This is a genomic window from Desulfobulbus propionicus DSM 2032, assembly GCF_000186885.1.
GTDB lineage: Bacteria > Desulfobacterota > Desulfobulbia > Desulfobulbales > Desulfobulbaceae > Desulfobulbus > Desulfobulbus propionicus.
Genome location: NC_014972.1, coordinates 1,508,647 through 1,525,511, shown reverse-complemented (window position 1 = coordinate 1,525,511; position 16,865 = coordinate 1,508,647). Strand labels below are relative to the sequence as shown.

The 16,865-nt window shown below is 50.7% G+C and carries 16 protein-coding genes and 1 tRNA gene; 8 read left to right on the top strand and 9 right to left on the bottom strand.

The window, feature by feature from the left end; genetic code table 11:
• Positions 1-279 precede the first annotated feature (279 nt).
• From DESPR_RS06695 to DESPR_RS17825, 4 genes are all read right to left on the bottom strand, one after another.
• Complete coding sequence (locus DESPR_RS06695) at positions 280-579, bottom strand: addiction module antidote protein (RefSeq protein WP_015724049.1); 300 nt, start codon at positions 577-579, stop codon at positions 280-282.
• Between the two features lie 333 nt (positions 580-912).
• On the bottom strand, positions 913-1,110 hold the full coding sequence (locus DESPR_RS18435) for a hypothetical protein (protein WP_169701551.1): 198 nt from the start codon (positions 1,108-1,110) through the stop codon (positions 913-915).
• Between the two features lie 27 nt (positions 1,111-1,137).
• On the bottom strand, positions 1,138-1,449 hold the full coding sequence (locus tag DESPR_RS06690) for a hypothetical protein (protein WP_015724048.1): 312 nt from the start codon (positions 1,447-1,449) through the stop codon (positions 1,138-1,140).
• A gap of 18 nt (positions 1,450-1,467) precedes the next feature.
• Entirely contained in the window at positions 1,468-1,917 is a 450-nt protein-coding gene (locus DESPR_RS17825; RefSeq protein ID WP_015724047.1) for a helix-turn-helix domain-containing protein, read from the bottom strand.
• A 296-nt stretch (positions 1,918-2,213) separates the two neighbouring features.
• Between DESPR_RS17825 and DESPR_RS06685 the strand changes: the two genes are divergently transcribed.
• The 8 genes from DESPR_RS06685 to DESPR_RS06655 all read left to right on the top strand — a co-directional run bounded on the left by DESPR_RS06685 (position 2,214) and on the right by DESPR_RS06655 (position 11,001).
• On the top strand, positions 2,214-2,507 hold the full coding sequence (locus tag DESPR_RS06685) for a hypothetical protein (protein WP_015724046.1): 294 nt from the start codon (positions 2,214-2,216) through the stop codon (positions 2,505-2,507).
• A 501-nt stretch (positions 2,508-3,008) separates the two neighbouring features.
• Positions 3,009-3,152: a hypothetical protein gene (locus tag DESPR_RS18430; protein WP_015724045.1), complete on the top strand. Its 144-nt coding sequence runs from the start codon at positions 3,009-3,011 to the stop codon at positions 3,150-3,152.
• Between the two features lie 48 nt (positions 3,153-3,200).
• Positions 3,201-4,718 (top strand): hypothetical protein, encoded by a 1,518-nt coding sequence (locus tag DESPR_RS18425; RefSeq protein WP_015724044.1) that lies wholly within the window; start codon positions 3,201-3,203, stop codon positions 4,716-4,718.
• A gap of 184 nt (positions 4,719-4,902) precedes the next feature.
• Positions 4,903-5,919, top strand: a complete 1,017-nt coding sequence (locus DESPR_RS06670; RefSeq protein WP_015722803.1) for an IS5 family transposase — start codon at positions 4,903-4,905, stop codon at positions 5,917-5,919.
• A gap of 414 nt (positions 5,920-6,333) precedes the next feature.
• Positions 6,334-7,140 (top strand): zonular occludens toxin domain-containing protein, encoded by an 807-nt coding sequence (locus DESPR_RS17820; RefSeq protein ID WP_015724043.1) that lies wholly within the window; start codon positions 6,334-6,336, stop codon positions 7,138-7,140.
• Between the two features lie 929 nt (positions 7,141-8,069).
• The gene (locus DESPR_RS06660) at positions 8,070-9,572 is read left to right on the top strand and encodes a hypothetical protein (protein ID WP_015724042.1); all 1,503 of its coding nucleotides are present in this window, start codon (positions 8,070-8,072) and stop codon (positions 9,570-9,572) included.
• A 2-nt stretch (positions 9,573-9,574) separates the two neighbouring features.
• On the top strand, positions 9,575-9,742 hold the full coding sequence (locus tag DESPR_RS18420) for a hypothetical protein (protein ID WP_015724041.1): 168 nt from the start codon (positions 9,575-9,577) through the stop codon (positions 9,740-9,742).
• A gap of 185 nt (positions 9,743-9,927) precedes the next feature.
• Complete coding sequence (locus DESPR_RS06655) at positions 9,928-11,001, top strand: tyrosine-type recombinase/integrase (RefSeq protein ID WP_015724040.1); 1,074 nt, start codon at positions 9,928-9,930, stop codon at positions 10,999-11,001.
• Between the two features lie 26 nt (positions 11,002-11,027).
• Here the strand turns inward: DESPR_RS06655 and DESPR_RS06650 are convergent.
• From DESPR_RS06650 to DESPR_RS06630, 5 genes are all read right to left on the bottom strand, one after another.
• A tRNA-Glu gene (locus DESPR_RS06650) sits at positions 11,028-11,103 on the bottom strand.
• A gap of 298 nt (positions 11,104-11,401) precedes the next feature.
• The gene (locus DESPR_RS06645) at positions 11,402-13,855 is read right to left on the bottom strand and encodes a spermidine synthase family protein (RefSeq protein ID WP_081457980.1); all 2,454 of its coding nucleotides are present in this window, start codon (positions 13,853-13,855) and stop codon (positions 11,402-11,404) included.
• Positions 13,852-14,598 (bottom strand): protein-L-isoaspartate(D-aspartate) O-methyltransferase, encoded by a 747-nt coding sequence (locus DESPR_RS06640; RefSeq protein ID WP_015724038.1) that lies wholly within the window; start codon positions 14,596-14,598, stop codon positions 13,852-13,854. Before DESPR_RS06640 ends, DESPR_RS06645 begins: the two co-directional genes overlap by 4 nt.
• 327 nt (positions 14,599-14,925) lie before the next feature.
• Entirely contained in the window at positions 14,926-15,909 is a 984-nt protein-coding gene (locus tag DESPR_RS06635; RefSeq protein ID WP_015724037.1) for an inorganic phosphate transporter, read from the bottom strand.
• 76 nt (positions 15,910-15,985) lie between these two features.
• A complete protein-coding gene (locus tag DESPR_RS06630) occupies positions 15,986-16,630 on the bottom strand; it encodes a DUF47 domain-containing protein (protein ID WP_015724036.1) in 645 nt (214 codons plus the stop codon).
• Between the last annotated feature and the right edge of the window lie 235 nt (positions 16,631-16,865).

Here is a 16,865-nt window from a genome sequence, read left to right as displayed (position 1 = left end):
TTAACTGTGTGCTGAAAAAAAACGCCTTGAAAGCGCATTTGCTCTCAAGGCGTCGTGTGTAATGCTTCACCAAGTATTTCCAGATACTTGGTGACCCCAAGGGGACTCGAACCCCTGTTACCGGCGTGAGAGGCCTAAAAAGAGCGTTCCCCAAAAAGCCTTTTCTTTGTTTTTCAGATAGTTACAGGCCGTATCAAACGCTCATGTGCTTTAACTTTGCCTCAAAAGTACATCAAAAGTACATCAAAAAATGGTTACTAACCAAGCGTCAAAGGCAATTCATGCGTGATTGGGTTCAGCGTGCAATTTCAAACCAAGCGCACCGATGACTTTGAGGATTGTATCAAATCCTGGGCTACGTTCGCCGGAGAGAGCTTTATACAGGCTTTCACGAGACAGGCCTGCATCTCGTGCAACCTGTGTCATTCCTTTAGCTCGGGCAATATCGCCGAGAGCCTTGGCAATAAAGGCGGCGTCTCCATTGGCTTCCTCGAAACATGCCTCAAGATAAGCGGCCATTTCCTCTGGTGTTCTGAGGTGCTCGCTGACGTCATAGCGTGTGGTAATAGTTTTGCTCATATTCAGGCTACTCCGTGAGGTTTCGGGCTAGGCGCAAGGCCGTTTTAATCCCTCGGCCTTTGGCTGTACGAGTTCGATTCTCGTTCCGGGTACCAAATAATTACGGCCACTTAGCTGATACTAGCTGAGTGGCCGTTTTTCGTTACACTTGCATAAACTTGCATGTTCAAATTGCGGGTGTTGTTTCTCCCTCACCTCTCATTTCTTGGCCCCAGGAGTTGAACCCGTCTCCCGCCTTACAAATCAAGGCTTTCAGGGGAACCGTGATACATGCGGGATACATTATAAAATGAATTGTTTCCTTTTCCCTTAGCGCTGACACCTCCAACGCCTTCATTTGTACTCAATTGTCGCTTCTGTATATGGCCTGTCTTGTGGGAATCCTACATTTGAATAAACCTTATTCCCTTTCTCGTTTCTCCAGCTGAATATCGGCCCTGAGTATCTTTCTCTTTGTCTTCGTAATGCCTCTTTTCTTTCTGCTTCAGCTCTTGCCGCTTTGATAGCCATTTCAGCGTTTCTTTTTTGCATCTCCTCCGGAGATTGCTTTTTTAGCTGTCACGATGGTTTTCTTGTTGGCTGTGGAAAATCGAATTTCACAATTTTTTTCTGCTCGGGTTCTTTTGGCGTATAAAATTTTTCTTGGACTTCGTTTCTTATTTGTTGCAGCCCTACCAGGATCGGCACGCCTTTGACGAAGTGAAAATATGCCCAAAAGGGAATATCGATCAAAGCGCAACAGAGGAAAAATCTCCACAGAAAACCCCATACCGGATTCCCCATTCTTTTGAGCTTTTTCTTGATTTCTTTTTCTGATTTTTCTCTGTCTTGGTCCGGTTCGTTGTTGAGATTATCTAACGATGCGTCCATGTTATACCTTATTGCGACTTAGTTATTTCCTGCTATTTTATACGATAGAGCCTCCGATTCAAGTTTTCTTCTCCCTTCCTTTCCTTCTTTCCATTCTTTGAACTCCTGAAACGTTTTCTCAAATTCTACTTCGAACCATATTTCTTTCTTCGGATTTTTTTGTACTTCTTCTCGTAGCCACTCCTCTGCTTGTTCAAAAATTTCAAATTTTCTTGTCGGTATTTTTCTTTCTATAGGCTTTTCCCTCCTTCCGGTTAACAACCAAACAATGTCAATTTCTGTATATAGACATAAATTCGATAAAGTTTCTGCTGATGGTTTCGATTTGTTATTCTCAAGCCCCGACAATGATCCATGAGAAATTCCTATTAATTCAGATAGTTGAACAAGTGTTAAACCATTTTCAACTCTGAATTCTTTTAGTCTATTTCCTATTTTTTTCACTTCTTCATTTATTTTTGTTGACATGCCGACATTCTCGCTATTAAATGTCTATATATAGAAATTATTATTTTACTACACATCAAACTTTAAAGAAAAACGCGAAATGAAACCAAACCAACCCGCCGCGATTCACGAACTCAAGAAAAGAATCATGCGTTTCTCTGATGCTGAGCTCTGCACACAATTCGCCATGCTCTCTCCGCAATTTCGCTTGGTCGAGTCACGATTCCGGGACAGGGAACGCAATCTTACTATCCGCTTCAAACAATGATTTAGCACCGTCATGCACAACAAATTCAAAAAAACAAGGAGCTGAAACCATGTCAACCAACGAAAAAAATCCAGTTAAATCTGGCACCCTCTGGCTTTCCGGCCGTATTCAAGCCTCGCAACAGGTGGGCACCGATAAGGAAAATTTTCCTATCATCGAATCCATATTGGCCACCCCAGCACCTGACGCTTATTCGCATCCAAACAAATATTGCATCATGTCGCGGTCCAAGCTCGGCAATCCTGGCGACGATTTGAGTATTTCCGTCGAGGTTCAATGTCGTCCATGGAAGGATTCAAAAGGCCGTTGGCATTATCCCCATTATCTTTGGGCGGTCAAATAATGGAACCGCTTGTTTTTGCATCGTTCATAGGCTGTTTGATGGCGCTGTTGATTTACGATTGCGTTGGATTTTTCCTAAGACTCATACGGCGCCTCCATCAACACCCGGTTTTTGATCGCAACCGAGCCGTTGACGGCCCGGCCTCGGCCCCGCGCGCCGTCGCAGGGGACGAGACCGGCCTTTAACGGCGGGTTTGCCGGTTTTGTAGGTATCGCCATGACGAGCGAGCAAGCGGAAACAATCATCAACCTATTAACGAGCATACAAGGATTCTTTGTCGATGTCTCATCCTTTGCCCTGGGGTTAGGCATCGCTTTGATAATCGCTGTTACATGGAGGTCGTAGAATGGCGCTTAATATGACTCTCTTTGTTGGCGGTTTAAGCCTCGGAATTTTCACTTGGTTGTTCACATACTCGACGGCCTGGGTATGGGGTGTTTTCCGGGGAATGTTCACATACAACCATAGGGCTTTTTAAAACCTCAACTGGAGAACGCAGATATGACCGTATCGTATGCTGACGCAGTAACCGAGATCACCACACAGCTTGGAACCGCATTGACCGCCGGTCTGCCGATTTGGGGCACCATCCTTGGTGTAGTCATCGGCATTGGCTTTTTCAAAATGCTGGTTCGTAGTCATTAACTACCTGGGGAGCCTTCGGGCTCCCCTTCCTTCCTGCCTGCGTTCATCATGAAAAATTTCCTCTGGTTTCTTCTCGGGTTTGTTTCAGTTTTTGCACTTTGCCTGAATTGCAAAGCTGATTCTGTTGAACCTGGTTACCCCGGTTCTTGTACCCAGTGGTTCTATATTGATGGCGGCGTTGTAGAGAGCTCGACTCTTAAGACCAATCTTGTCGGTGATGTTCGTTTGACAATTGGCGAGACCGAAATGAGTTATTCCGCTGTTACTATTACCTCCGGTTATACTTGGCGGAAAATAACCCTTTACGGAATGTTTTGGAATGGAACACGATGGGCCTATTCTGTTATCGGTGGATTGATGACTGTAACACCCGAGTGCTTTTCTACTCTTCTTTCACAAGGAATTATTTCTGTTTCTTCAAATGTAACTGCGTCTTTTTTTGCCGCAAAACCTGGTTGCACTGTTGATTGTCTCGATTCCGATTCTGATGGTCTTTGTGATGTTTGTGATGATAACCCGTATGATTCTACTGTTGCCGGAACAAAATATCTAAAAGGTTGGTACGAATTATCAGACGGAACTGTTGTTGCTGGTATCATTAGTTATTCTGCTCAAAATGATAACTACGATATGATCAGCATCTATTCCGCTTATAATTATCCAGAAAAGTTTCCTGGTCTTGTTTATTCTATCGGTTCATTTCCTTCTTATATTGATGAAAAATCATTTTTCGCCGCTGGTGGTCGTGTGACCTATCTTGCCACTCCTGATAAGCTCCACACAATAAAATGTAACACTGTTTCTTCAGTTGACCAATGTACCGACTCAGTTTGTGAAAAAGATACTTCTGATAGTGGTGATTCCGAAATACTTACTGAAAACACTACTGCTGATGACGCAGAACAAGTTTTTCCCACCACTGAGCAAAAAGGCGAAGATGTAGGACTCATGGATTTAGATAAAACTTGTGATGATCTCAAATCAAAATGTTCTTCCTCATGCGGTTCTTCTGCTTTAATAAAAAATTTTGCTTGTAGTGAAAATAAACACATGATTTGCGAGTGTATGTCTAATGGACAGTGGGAACTTGCAAGCGATTTTAATGAAGTCAATCAAACTATTGATAATTCAACAACAAACAATACAACTAATAATTATTATGGTGATGGTGACACTTCTACCGGTGGCGGTTCTTCTACCTCCGTTTCTGGATCAGATACCGATGGAGATGGAGACGTTGATAATAGTGATGGCTGGACAGGTTCCTATCAATATGTTGAGGGGAAGTTTGATTATGAAGGTATAGCTTCACATTTTTCCCAATTCACCACAAAATTCCCCTTTTCTCTTCGATCAACATTCAAAGATATTTATTCTGACTTCAAAGGTTCAGGATCAGCACCCGTTTACACATATTCTATATACGGTAAAAATATAACAATTGATCTAAGTTCATTTGATAACATTGCTCAAATGGTTAGGTCTCTTTTTGCACTTGGCATCACAATCTCAACCATTGTTCTATTAATTTATCTTTACGTTGGCGTTGATTTACGAGGAAAATGAAATGGGACTTCAAGAACTTGGAAATCTTATTGTAATTGCTTTCAAAAATTTAGGGTTTCTTGAAAATTAAATGCAGTAGCCTGCGACAAGTTTAACTATCAAATTGTTGATTTTGTGTAAATATGTTACATTCTTCATCGTTTTAAGGCCGCATCCGCCAACCATCACCCGATGGAGATCAGCCATGATCCAGCCCGGCTTTTTTGATTTGCAGGACCGATTGCACAAAATCGACAAGAACGGCGACCCACTTGCCAAGATCAACGAGACGGTCAACTGGGAGATGTTTCGTCCTGCGCTCGAAAAGGCCAGGGACAAGGGCCGGCAGTCTACGGTCGGGCCGAAGGGGTACGACGTCATCCTGCTGTTTAAGATTCTCATCCTGCAGTCGTTGTACAATCTGTCGGATGACGCGACCGAGTTTCAGATTCTCGACCGGCACTCCTTTGGGCGCTTTCTTGGTCTGCACATCAGCCAGAAGGTTCCCGATGCCACCACCATCTGGCGTTTTCGGGAAGACCTCGTCAAGGCCGGCATTGTAGAGGAACTGTTTGCGACCTTCGATGCGCATCTCCGGGACAACGGCTTCATGGCGATGAAAGGGCAGATCGTGGATGCCAGCATTGTCAGCGTGCCCAAACAGCGGAACAGCCGGGAGGAAAATGCCCGGATCAAAGAGGGCGACATCCCGGAGAACTGGTCCGAGAACAAGCGGCGTAGAAAAGACGCGGACGCGCGCTGGACCAAGAAGAACGGCAAGTCTTATTACGGCTACAAGAACCACATCTCGGTGGATGTGAAGCACAAGTTGATTCGCAGCTATGCCGTGACCGATGCGGCCCTGCACGACAGCAACGTGTTCGAGCAACTCCTTGCCGACAATACGAGCAAGGACGTCTGGGCGGATTCGGCCTATCGATCCGCGGATCGATTGGAGCGCCTCGGCCAGGATGGTTTTCGTGAACACATCCAACGCAAGGGGAGCCGCAATCGTCCCTTGACGCCCAGAGAACAGGAGGGCAACCGAACCAGATCCAAGGTCCGTTCGCGAATCGAGCATGTCTTTGGTGTACAGGCGCAGCGAGCGGGGAATGTACTGTTGCGCACGATCGGCATAGCCCGAGCCCGAGCAAAGATCGGCTTGCGCAACTTGGTGTATAACATTGACCGAATGGGGATGCTTCTGGCTGCAAGCAGGTGAAGTGTGCCCGGAGTGCGGCAAACTGGCAAAAGACCGCCATCGAGCACAGAGCGAGGCACCGCCAAGGTGCAAAACCGATCGGATTAAAAGCCAGAAGAGCATGGTCTTTGTGAATAAAATTGTCGGTGAATGGTGCCGGGGCTTGCTAAGCTAAATTTCAAGATTCCCTTTATTTTGGTGGATTCTTGATTTAATTGCAAACATTGCAATTGGCATAATTGATTTTATTGCTGGATTGTTACCTGATTATACTATTCCGGCTCCTTCTGCTGTCTTGTCAAGTTTTCCGATAGTTCCCACTCTTAATTGGATTTTTCCTGTAGATCATTTTGTTTTCTGTGTCTCCATCATTGTTGTGAACATGGGCATTTCTTTCGTATACGGTCCTCTTCTTCGGTTTGTGAGGATTGCAAAATGATTGATCTTTATTGCGGTGTTCCGGGTTCCGGCAAGTCCTGTACCGCCCTTTTTGATGGCATTATGCACTTGCTTGACGGTGGAGTATTGGCCACCAATTTTCGGTTGGTATCGGATTGGGCCGAACGTCTTGCGGATCGTTCCATACAAATTAAAATCGGCCGAAAAACCAGGCAAGAATTTATTGATGATGTAACCAGCCGTTGTTTCTTCCTTGGTTCCGTTGATTCGATTTATCAGCTTTCTGCGGTTACACCTGGCCTTGTTCGGGGAAAATTTCGTGAACAACGAGAGGGCAAAGCCCTCGTTATTCTCGATGAATGCCAATTCTATTTCAATTCGCGCAATTGGGGCAAGAACTCTGATTTTTTGGAAATCTTCACCCAGCACCGCAAAATGAAGCTCGACTTCATCTTGATTGCTCACAATATCGAGATGATAGACAAGCAGATTCGTTTTCTTGTCGAGTATGAAACCTTCTTCCGCAATTTCACTCGCGTCAAACTTCCTATCCCGTTCATATCGATCAAAATGAGTCCATACCCTTGTTTTCTCGCTATTCGCCAATATGCGAACATGGGCGGTAGCAAGGCAATGAAAGCGAAAACGTGGGTCCAGCCCTTGAACAAAAAAATTGCTGATCTGTACGATTCGTTCGAAATGTTCAGTTTTTCCGCCGTGCCGCCACCATTGGAACATCAACGCAACGTTTCCCGGCAAACAGGTTCCTCCGATTCTCGGTCAATCGTTTTTCCGATGTTTCGCCCCCGCCTCGCTCCAGGCACCGTTATCTCCTATTATTGAGGTTCCTATGAAATCACCATGTGTTTATGCGGCTACCGTTTTTTTCATTTTCTCCACTAATCAAGGGTTTTGCAAAAGTACTGTGTCTTATGACCGGTTACCTTCTCCGCCTCAACAGACTTCGCCTTCTTCTCCGTCCCCTGATCCAAAGCCTTCTGACTCCCCGGTGATGCCCGGAGAATTCCCCTATGCTCGCCATTACAGTGCCAAGGAACGGGTCCGTGAATCTAAATCGTGTCGTGAATATCTCTCCATTTGCGAAAGGTCCTGCCAGGATCGCGGCAAGATGCTCCGTTTTTCCTGCATTGGTCAGGACTTCCAGCCATTTGAAAATCATTATTCGTGCCGGTGCGCTGATGAATCATCAGACCTTTCCCTATCCAAGTAATTATTTCTTGCCTTCATAAGGTTCGCTTTGAAAGTCGGGGGCAGTTTCCCGACTTTTGAAGGAACCTTGTGAAGGAAACAAGCGATAGCGCGTTAGTTTTTTGCAATGAACTGATTCGATAGGAATGACCATGCACCAATTAGAGAAGAAGGATGGAAACATGAAGCATATATTCATAGAGCATACGAATTGCCTCGAACCGGGTACTTGTCCCATCTGCGACGGCGGGCTTGCTGTCTGCCGAGTTTGCGGCCTTTTAGAAGGTTCTCTGACTACTGATTGTCCTGGATATCTATGCTGGGCAGAGAAGAACGATGACATCTACCAGGGCAAAATAGATTTCGTTAATGGTCACTGGGTTAACCAACCTTCTCCCCATTCGCCTGCATATTACCGACAAATTGACCACAATCATGCCAAGCAAAGGGAGACTTGTCCATGCTGCGATGGCACTGGTATTTGCACCTATGATGGTGGAGACGAAGGAAGTTGTCTTACATGCAATGGTCGTGGGTACTTCACCTATTAAAGGAGCACAATCATGTATTATTCTCGCCGCCCATCCAAGGACCCCCTTTCGCAAAAGCTCCGCGCCGTGCTCCAGGGCAAGACGGTCGATCTTACCAACATTCCCACCTTCAGGGCACCCGAGCCCGACTATCTCCAGGAAATCCCCCTGGAGGATTACCGTTACAACCATCGCTATCCGTTCTTTGTCCATCGCAACGCCGCGCCGATCCGGGTACGCCCCACCGAGCCGCCGCCCCTTGGCCCCGGACCGGTCCGGGTGCGCACCACCCCGGAACAGCCCGCCGGCCCCGAACCACAAGCCCGATTAACAAGTGGTTTGCCAGTAGTACGGGACTCGCCGTTTCGCGGACTCGACTTTTTGAAGGTGTCTTTCTGGATTGAATGGAATCCGCTCATCAACAATTTCCTCGGGATTCTCGAGTCGATGAAAAAGCAGGTCCAGGATACGGAAAAGGACTCTATCCCGGTGATCAAGGAAAACGGCTTTGACTGGAATCTCTACCGCACCGGGGCCAAGATGTATACCTTCCGCCTCCGTTCCGGCGACATCACCCTGATGTTCAACCGCAGGAAAGCAAACGGTGAAATCCCCAACTGCCGTTTGGAAATCGGCTCCCTGTCCTGCTGGTCGCCGGGCTTCTTCGCCATCTACGACCGGGTGAAAACCTTCCTCGCCTGCTACGGCGGCAAGGTGGTCAAGGAACGGGTGTCCGAAGTACATCTCGCCGCTGACTTCGTCGGTGTCGATATCAAAACCACAGACCTGGAAAATCGTTGCCATTGGATCGCCTTGGCCCGTGACGAAGATGAATATGGAGGTCTCAAAGTCACAAAACGAGAGCCTGACCCTGAAGAACTGGAATTTAACCGCCATTACTCCAACCGCAAGTTTTCTGGCATCACCATTGGCAGCGACGGCATGATGTTTCGTGGCTATGACAAGGTTCTGGAATTGAAGAGAAAACGAGCCACCAACAAGCAGCAGGTCTTTGCCGAAATATGGGGCGTTAACACCTACGACGAACAGCCCGTAACCCGGATTGAATACCAACTCCGCCGACCCAAGCTCCGTGAGTTCTCAGATCGGGAAGGCAACAGGATCAACACGGTCTGCGATTTAGTCAACTCCCTAAAAAGTCTCTGGGCCTATCTGACCACCGAATGGACCCGGCACACCGAAAGCCCGGTCAACCGCAATCACAACCAGACCAAGGCCAAGGTCTCAGAGTTCTGGCAGAAGGTGCAGGCCGTGGTGTGGACCGGGGTATTCGGCTACATCCGCACCCATGCGGTCAAGCACAAGGATATCGTCATGCTCCGCAAGCAGGCGCGGGGAATCCTGATGTCGGTCTGCGCCTCCCTGGAAGTGGAGCCCGATGACATCGACAAGATAGTGTATCTCTGCAAGGACATTATTGAGGAGGACCTGCACGCCTTTTTCGAGGATGAAGCAGCCTTCCGAGAAAAGATGATCACCAAGAGAAACGAGTTCAGGCTAACGCTTGCCGGGTAGGTATGAAATCTTCGATCTTCACCACACCCCGGCGGGGCCTGATGGGCAACAAGGCCCTCGGGGCTGAGTACATGCCCGCCATTGCCGAACGTGCCCGCCGGATCAAAGCCGCCGTCCGTGAAGAAAAACAACCCGCCGCTAATCGGCAAATGCGGTTGCCGGTGTTTTAGTTATAAAAATGGTCATAAATTTTCACGGTTATAAAAAATGCTTCCCGAAATGATGACGTTACAGGAAGTTTGTGAATACTTCCGCGTTGAGAAAAGGGTTCTCCAGCGGTATGGTCTCGAAAGGCTTGGAGGGGTGCGCCTGGGGCCACGTTCTTGGAGATTTCCACGCAACGAGGTTATGAATTATGGCGTACAAAAACCCGAACAAAAACAAGGACAGATTTCCGTGGATGGGTCAACGATTCAACGGGAACAAGAAGGAACGGAAGTGCTTCGCAACCAAGAAGGATGCGCTTCTGTGGGAAGCCGAAAGGCCAACCGAACCAGCGGAACAAAAGACCCTTACGGTCTGCTTGCTTGATTGGGCCACGGAATACCTGCGGCATGCAGAGCAGAATTTTACCGGCAAGACGTTTGACGAAAAACGAATAGCTTTTCGGCAACTCTTTGCCTGTCCTGGCATTAACCCGAAAGAATCGGCTAATCGATTGACTGCCCTGCAGGTCCAAAAGGCTTTGCAAAGGCAATCTGTCAGCCGATCCGGGAACGCGGCCAACAAAGACAGGAAAAACTTGTCGGCGGCTTGGTCCTGGGGAGTGAAGTTTCTTGACCTCCCCATCGACAACCCGTTTTCCAAGGTGGAAAAATTCGCCTCGGAGCGGGTTGAAAGATACGTTCCAACGCTTGATGATTTTTGGAAGATCTTTCACATCATCGAGGACGATCAAGACAAGCTGATGCTTTACTGCTACTTGCAGACCGGAGCCCGCCGGGACGAGCTCTTTCGTCTCACTTGGGCTGATGTGGATTTTTTCCGCAAGCGAATAAGGCTGAGTTGGAGAAAGAACAAGGTCGGGGAATGGCGCTCACAGTGGTTGAGCGTCAAAGACGATCTTGTTGAATGGTTGTTGCGGCACAGAAAGAAAAGCTGCGACATCAAAGAGCATGTCTTTATCAGAGAACAGAAACTTTCCTATCAGTACCGCCAGCACTGGTTGAAACGGTTATGCAAGAAAGCGGGGGTCAAACCTTTTGGGTTCCATGGCATCCGGCACCTGTTCGCCTCGATCCTGGCGGCACAGAATGTGCCTTTGGTCGAGATTCAATACATGCTCCGCCACACCAGCTTGGCTACCACTCAGCGGTATATTCACCGGCTGAAAAAAGAAAACCGGGAAGTGCTGGCCGCACTCCCCGGTTTAAAGGATTCCGAGACAAAAAGTACATCAAAAGTACATCACCAAGCTCTCGGAGTATAACAGACTAGCTAACTAGCTGATATTCTTGGTGACCCCAAGGGGACTCGAACCCCTGTTACCGGCGTGAGAGGCCGATGTCCTAGGCCACTAGACGATGGGGCCAGTCATTTTTCGTGTGCCTCATTTATAATATCTCGAATCCTTTGTCAAGCGACTTTCTTCACTCCACATTTTAAACAGCACAAAGGCAAGGCTCAAAGGCGGCAAAACAGCCCTCCGGTGCTTTAGTGGAGTTGGGGGCAAGATCTTTGCTTTCAGCTCTCTGAATATCCTTCCAAGACAGGCTCTATCATGAGCGGCTGCATGAAGATCAAGAACTGCTCCCTGTCAATCCCAACGCGCCGTGATCGGTATCTTGCCGTGCTGCTCGGAGGCACTTTCCCGAAATACAAGGATAATTTTACAAGTGCTGCTCGCATACGGTTGCCAGAAAATAAAAGGCCAAAGCGGCAACAACAACCACCTGAAATCCAGCATACAGTGCGAGGATGGTGGCAGCAATGGCGCTGATAACCGAAAAGAATCCATTCACTCCCCAGGCTACGGGAATGAAGTCGGGATGATGCCGCCCCAGCCGAGTGAGCCCCAAAGGAAAGGGCATGCCCATCCAAAAAGCGAGGCCGCCGATCAACAGCATGGTGGCCAGCAAGCGGAGCATGTCCGGCCAGGAGGCGCCGATATGGAAAAAAAGCGGTAAAAGCCATCTATAGGCAAGGGCAACAGCGACAAGAATAACAATCGCCACCATCGAGGGTCGATCCCGAATCCACGTCCAGCGGCAGGCGGCCACACGATCGGCAAATGGTTGCGCAAGGCCGCTGCCGCATCCCGCAAACACAAGGAAGGACGGCACCACAATGGCCATGGCCAGTACCGGATGGCTCAAGAAACGGATGAATTGCTGCATGAAGGCGATTTCAAGAAAGAAAAATGCCAATCCCAGAGCGGCGAAATACAAGGCGCGAAACAGGGGGGTCACTGAACCGCCTGTATGACCGATCCGCGCATGACGCAGCGGCCGGAGAGGCCAGATGATCGCCAGCAGACTGATGGCCAGGGCAACAGCCAAGGATATCCATAGCAGCAAATATTCCCATTCAACCATGGAGGCTGTTCCGAATGCGCGCTGTTCCCAAAGCTGCCCAAAGGAACTCCAGCGGAAAAAATGACTGAACCATGGGCGATCATCGGTTGCCGGAACCAGATTGAAAACCGGCAACCGCGACGCAGACCCGTCCCGCCAGATATCCAGAACAGCGTGGTACAGATAGGGACGATCAAGGACATTGATCCGATTGACCTCTTCCGGGCCGATATCCGGCAGCCAATCGATATCAAAGGCGCGGCACCGGCAAAAGGAACGAACAACCGCCAACCGTTGGGCTGAAAGAGGAGCGGGAGAAACAACAAGGGTGACGGTGTTCCAGCTGCGGATGATCATCACATGCCGAGATGGGTCCACGTTTGCATCAAGCTGTTTCAAGGCGGCCGCCATGGTGGCGGTCATTTTCACCGCGCTGCGTGGCGGCAGTTCAAGCGGTAAAGTGACGGCCAGCAGCCCGTCGGGTGAAAGACGTGACAAGGCAAGACGCACGCCCTCAACCGTATAGAGATACCGCGCTTCCAAAGCATGACCACCTGCTGCTGGCGGCGCGACGGTTCCCAAGGGAGATATTTGGATGAGATCGTAGGGTGGTCCGGATGCGGCCAGATGCCCTCGAACATCACCGTAAAAGACGTGAACCTTTTCCCGCGCAAAGATTCCTCCGGAAAAGGCGCCAAACGACCGGCCAACCAACTCGATGAATTCACGATGCGGCTCGACCGCATCCACCCGCGCTGCCTTTTCCTGCAACGCCTGCCACACATCCCCTCCGCCGCCGGCCCCGGCTATCAGCACCCGAGGCTGTTTCAGCAGTGCATAGGGCAAGGCCATTGGCGTCCAGCGAAGAAACTCCAGGGAGACAGCGCCTGCCGGGGCGTGCAGAATGACGCCTGCCGCATGACCATCGTGAAAGAGCGCCACCTGGCTGGGGGGAGCAGCCGGGGCCAGCAGGCTTAATCCTGGCGCGTATCGAAAGGGTACCTTATCCGAGGTCAGGGCGGAGAATTGGCCAAAAGGCGAATGCGTTTCCGCCGCGAGGCGGACACCGGGGACAAGCAGCGTCTGCGCCATGCTTTTATAGGGAGACATCACCGGCGCGAGCCATCGGGCCGGCCACAATCCGATCAGCAGGACAACAACGGTCAGCACAATCCGATCAAGGCCGGAGCTGCGAAAACCGCCAACAAGCACTGCGGCCACCACACCGATCAAGGCAAGGATTCGCACACCGTCGTGTGGCCGCAGAACGAACAGCAGGGCCATGATCAGCAGAGCCCCGCTGGCGGCTCCAATCAGATCCGCTCGATAGAGCCGTGCCGTTGCCGCGCTTTTCCAGCGGAGGGCCAAACCAATGCAGAGACCGGCGCAAAAAAAGGGGCCAATCGCAACAGCAATGACCGTGGTTAGCCGCCCCAGCTGGCCGCTGTGCCAGATGACCTCGGGCGGGTTGAAACCGAGCCGATTGGCCAGCGAGGTTGCCGCCAACAGCGCAAGGGCAAAGAGGAGCGCATGCAGAGAGAAAGCGCGGGGGAAAGAGGGGAGCAATCGCTGCTGGGCGAGGGTCAGCACGGTGCCCGAAACCCCAAAGCCGAGCAGCGCCATGCTGATGATCAGGTGGGCGAAATGCCCCCAGTACATGATCGAAAAAAAACGAAAAAGCAACAGTTCATAGCCAAACGAGGCACTGGATATCAGCGCCACGGCCACGGGCAGGCGGCGGTCGATGGCGGGCATCGTGCACCGGTTCACTCACGCTTTCCGGTCAGCGGCACGAACTGCACGGGTAGTACCTGACGCATGGCAATCTCTCCCTGTTCATTCTTTTCAACCAGCATCAGATGCTGCACGGCAAACGGCGTGCCCACCGGGATGACCAGGCGGCCGCCCGGTTTCAACTGCTGGACCAGGGGCGGCGGGATGGAAGTGGCGGCGGCGGTGACCACGATGGCATCGAATGGGGCTTCACTTTGCAGTCCGTAGTATCCATCGCCTTGGTGGATGGTGACGTTGGCGTAGCCCAAGCGCGCCAGCCGTTCCCGGCATTCCTTGGCCAACTCCGGAATGATTTCAATTGAATGCACTTCGTTGACCAAGCGGGACAACACTGCGGCCTGGTAGCCTGAACCTGCTCCCACCTCAAGAATTTTGCCCTCCTTGGAAACAGCCAGCAGATCGGTCATCAGCGCCACAATGTAGGGCTGAGAAATGGTCTGTCCATAGCCGATCGGCAACGGACGGTTGAGATACGCCGCCCCCTGCTCATACGACGGGACAAATTCATGCCGGGGCACTTCCTCCATCACCCGCATGACTTCCGCGCTGAGTTGACCACGACCGATGTACCTCGAGGTTTCCATCACATCCACCTCGATTTCCTGTACCATCCGTTTTCGTGCTGTTCGCATCTTCTCCTCCCTGTCCTTGTCAGCCCAGGCATCATGCACCGTTAGCATCAGACCCATTGTCACGAGCACAATCGCTTGCCAGTTCATTGCATTCTCCTCCCTCCGACTGCCTAGTGCTTTCATAATACTCTATCACATTGTTGGCCGCATTCTTCTGTTTACAGACAAAGTTCAGGACGAGCAATGTGCCGGGATGGAGAGGATTGACTGGCTGTGGCTTGTGGGATTTGCCGCCGGACCACGAAAGGGAAGGATTGACGCCGCTCTCGCGGAAGACGGGTGGGAGAGAATCAGTGGAAGAAGGATGCCGGAGAATGCCGGCACGTCATTGGCCGTTGCTTCCGACCAGGGACACAATCATCGATTGGCTCGGAAATGGTTGCGCCGGCCTGCTCAGCAGAACGGCGCAGCGCTTCAGACCGGCAGGATGCGGTAGAGGACGGCGGCAATCACCATGCATACCGGGATGGTCAGAATCCAGGCCATGACGATGTTGCCGACGATACCCCATTTGAGGGCATGGATGCCCCGGGTGCTGCCCACGCCCATGATCGAGGTGGAAATGATATGGGTGGTACTGACCGGAATACCGAAATGGGAGGCGGTGAGGATAACGGCCGCAGCCGAGGTTTCGGCGGCAAAACCGTGCACCGGCTTGAGTTTGATCATCTTGCTGCCCATGGTGCGGATGATCCGCCAGCCGCCGGCCATGGTGCCGAGGCCCATGGTCACCGCGCAGCCAAGAATGACCCAGTAAGGAACCTCGAAGGTGTCCAGGGTGTGGTAGCTGACCAGGGCCAGGGTGATGATGCCCATGGTCTTCTGGGCATCGTTGCTGCCGTGGCTGAGCGCCATGATCCCGGAAGAAACGAGCTGCAGCTTCTTAAAATATTTGTTGACCGTATTGGGATTGGCCCTGGAGCACAACCACAGAATAAGGACCATGCACAAAAAGCCGATGCCAAACCCGATCAGCGGCGAGGTGACCATCGGCATGAGCACTTTTTTGGTCACGCCGTCGAAATGCACCACGTGATACCCGGCCTTGGAGATCGTGGCCCCCATGAGGCCGCCGATCAAGGCGTGTGAAGAGCTGGAAGGAATGCCGTAGTACCAGGTGATCAGATTCCAGATGATGGCCGACAGCAGGGCGCAGAGAATCACCCCCTGGGTGACGCTTTCGGTGGAGACAATGCCCCTGCCGATGGTGCTGGCCACGTGGGTGCCCATGAAGGCCCCAGCGATATTGAGCAATCCGGCATAAATAACCGCGGCGCGAGCGGTGAGCACCTTGGTCGACACCACCGTGGCGATGGCGTTGGCGGAATCGTGAAAGCCGTTGATATATTCAAAGACAAGCGCGGTGACGATCACACAAATAAGCAGGGTCAGAACCATGAATGCACGTCCTCTTTTCCGTGACAGGCAGACGCGGCAAGGGTGGTTGCCGCGTGCGGAAAAATGATGGAGAAAGTTATCTGTGTTTGAGGGCGATATTGAGGATCAGATCGGAAATGACCGAGCAGATATCGAGGGCGTTCTCGATCCCCTTGTAAATATCCCGCAGCTTGAGCACATAGAGCGCGTCGTATTTGCCGGAAAAGATTTCTTCGGTGGCGGTGAACAGAATCTCGTCGCCCCGATTCTCGATATCCTTGATCCGTGAGTTGCAGTCGGTGATGTCTTCGAGCGAGGCGTTATTTTTCAACATCGAGATGATGGTGCGCAACTCCTCCGCCGACTTGATCAGGATCTCGGCCTGTTTCTTGACAATTTCATTGTAAGCCTCGATCTTGTAAATGCGGAGGTTCACGCAGGCCTTGAGAATGACCTTGGTGCTCTTGTAGAGGTTGGAGGTGATCAACTGGATGTCTTCCCGGTCGATGGGGGTGATGAACGAGGCGTTGAGCAGCGCCAGGCTGCCCTCCAGGGCAACCACCGCCCGCCGCTTGTAGGTCTTGGCGTGGATGAGATATTCCTCCCGTTCCTTCAAATCGGAATGGACAATTTGGTAAAACAGCTGGGAGGAGAGTTCACAGACCTCGGCGGCCTCCTCGAAATACTGATAGAATTTGTTTTCCGGCGGCGGCAGCAATTTGGCGAGAAAACCAAGGTTCATAATCGTTCTCTTGTTCGTGTTGGAGTAAAAGTCCTCAAGGCAGCCGGGAACCTCGCGTTGGTCATGAACCAATCAAGCCCCGAGCCCTTTTCCATGGTCAGAGGAGCAACCTCCTCAGCAAGAAGAGCAAGGCGTTCCAAGCCGGACCGACTTTACCTTTCTCACTCAATTATGACACCAAAAAAACAGTCCGCTAACCGTTTTCTAACAAAAGAAAGGCCAGAGAACTAATTCA

What these genes read in the sequence shown, in the direction of transcription:
- DESPR_RS06695 (WP_015724049.1), bottom strand. Translation starts at nt 579, where the DNA reads ATGAGCAAAACTATTACCACACGCTATGACGTCAGCGAGCACCTCAGA.
- DESPR_RS18435 (WP_169701551.1), bottom strand. Translation starts at nt 1,110, where the DNA reads ATGCAAAAAAGAAACGCTGAAATGGCTATCAAAGCGGCAAGAGCTGAA.
- DESPR_RS06690 (WP_015724048.1), bottom strand. Translation starts at nt 1,449, where the DNA reads ATGGACGCATCGTTAGATAATCTCAACAACGAACCGGACCAAGACAGA.
- DESPR_RS17825 (WP_015724047.1), bottom strand. Translation starts at nt 1,917, where the DNA reads ATGTCAACAAAAATAAATGAAGAAGTGAAAAAAATAGGAAATAGACTA.
- DESPR_RS06685 (WP_015724046.1), top strand. Translation starts at nt 2,214, where the DNA reads ATGTCAACCAACGAAAAAAATCCAGTTAAATCTGGCACCCTCTGGCTT.
- DESPR_RS18430 (WP_015724045.1), top strand. Translation starts at nt 3,009, where the DNA reads ATGACCGTATCGTATGCTGACGCAGTAACCGAGATCACCACACAGCTT.
- DESPR_RS18425 (WP_015724044.1), top strand. Translation starts at nt 3,201, where the DNA reads ATGAAAAATTTCCTCTGGTTTCTTCTCGGGTTTGTTTCAGTTTTTGCA.
- DESPR_RS06670 (WP_015722803.1), top strand. Translation starts at nt 4,903, where the DNA reads ATGATCCAGCCCGGCTTTTTTGATTTGCAGGACCGATTGCACAAAATC.
- DESPR_RS17820 (WP_015724043.1), top strand. Translation starts at nt 6,334, where the DNA reads ATGATTGATCTTTATTGCGGTGTTCCGGGTTCCGGCAAGTCCTGTACC.
- DESPR_RS06660 (WP_015724042.1), top strand. Translation starts at nt 8,070, where the DNA reads ATGTATTATTCTCGCCGCCCATCCAAGGACCCCCTTTCGCAAAAGCTC.
- DESPR_RS18420 (WP_015724041.1), top strand. Translation starts at nt 9,575, where the DNA reads ATGAAATCTTCGATCTTCACCACACCCCGGCGGGGCCTGATGGGCAAC.
- DESPR_RS06655 (WP_015724040.1), top strand. Translation starts at nt 9,928, where the DNA reads ATGGCGTACAAAAACCCGAACAAAAACAAGGACAGATTTCCGTGGATG.
- DESPR_RS06640 (WP_015724038.1), bottom strand. Translation starts at nt 14,598, where the DNA reads ATGAACTGGCAAGCGATTGTGCTCGTGACAATGGGTCTGATGCTAACG.
- DESPR_RS06635 (WP_015724037.1), bottom strand. Translation starts at nt 15,909, where the DNA reads ATGGTTCTGACCCTGCTTATTTGTGTGATCGTCACCGCGCTTGTCTTT.
- DESPR_RS06630 (WP_015724036.1), bottom strand. Translation starts at nt 16,630, where the DNA reads ATGAACCTTGGTTTTCTCGCCAAATTGCTGCCGCCGCCGGAAAACAAA.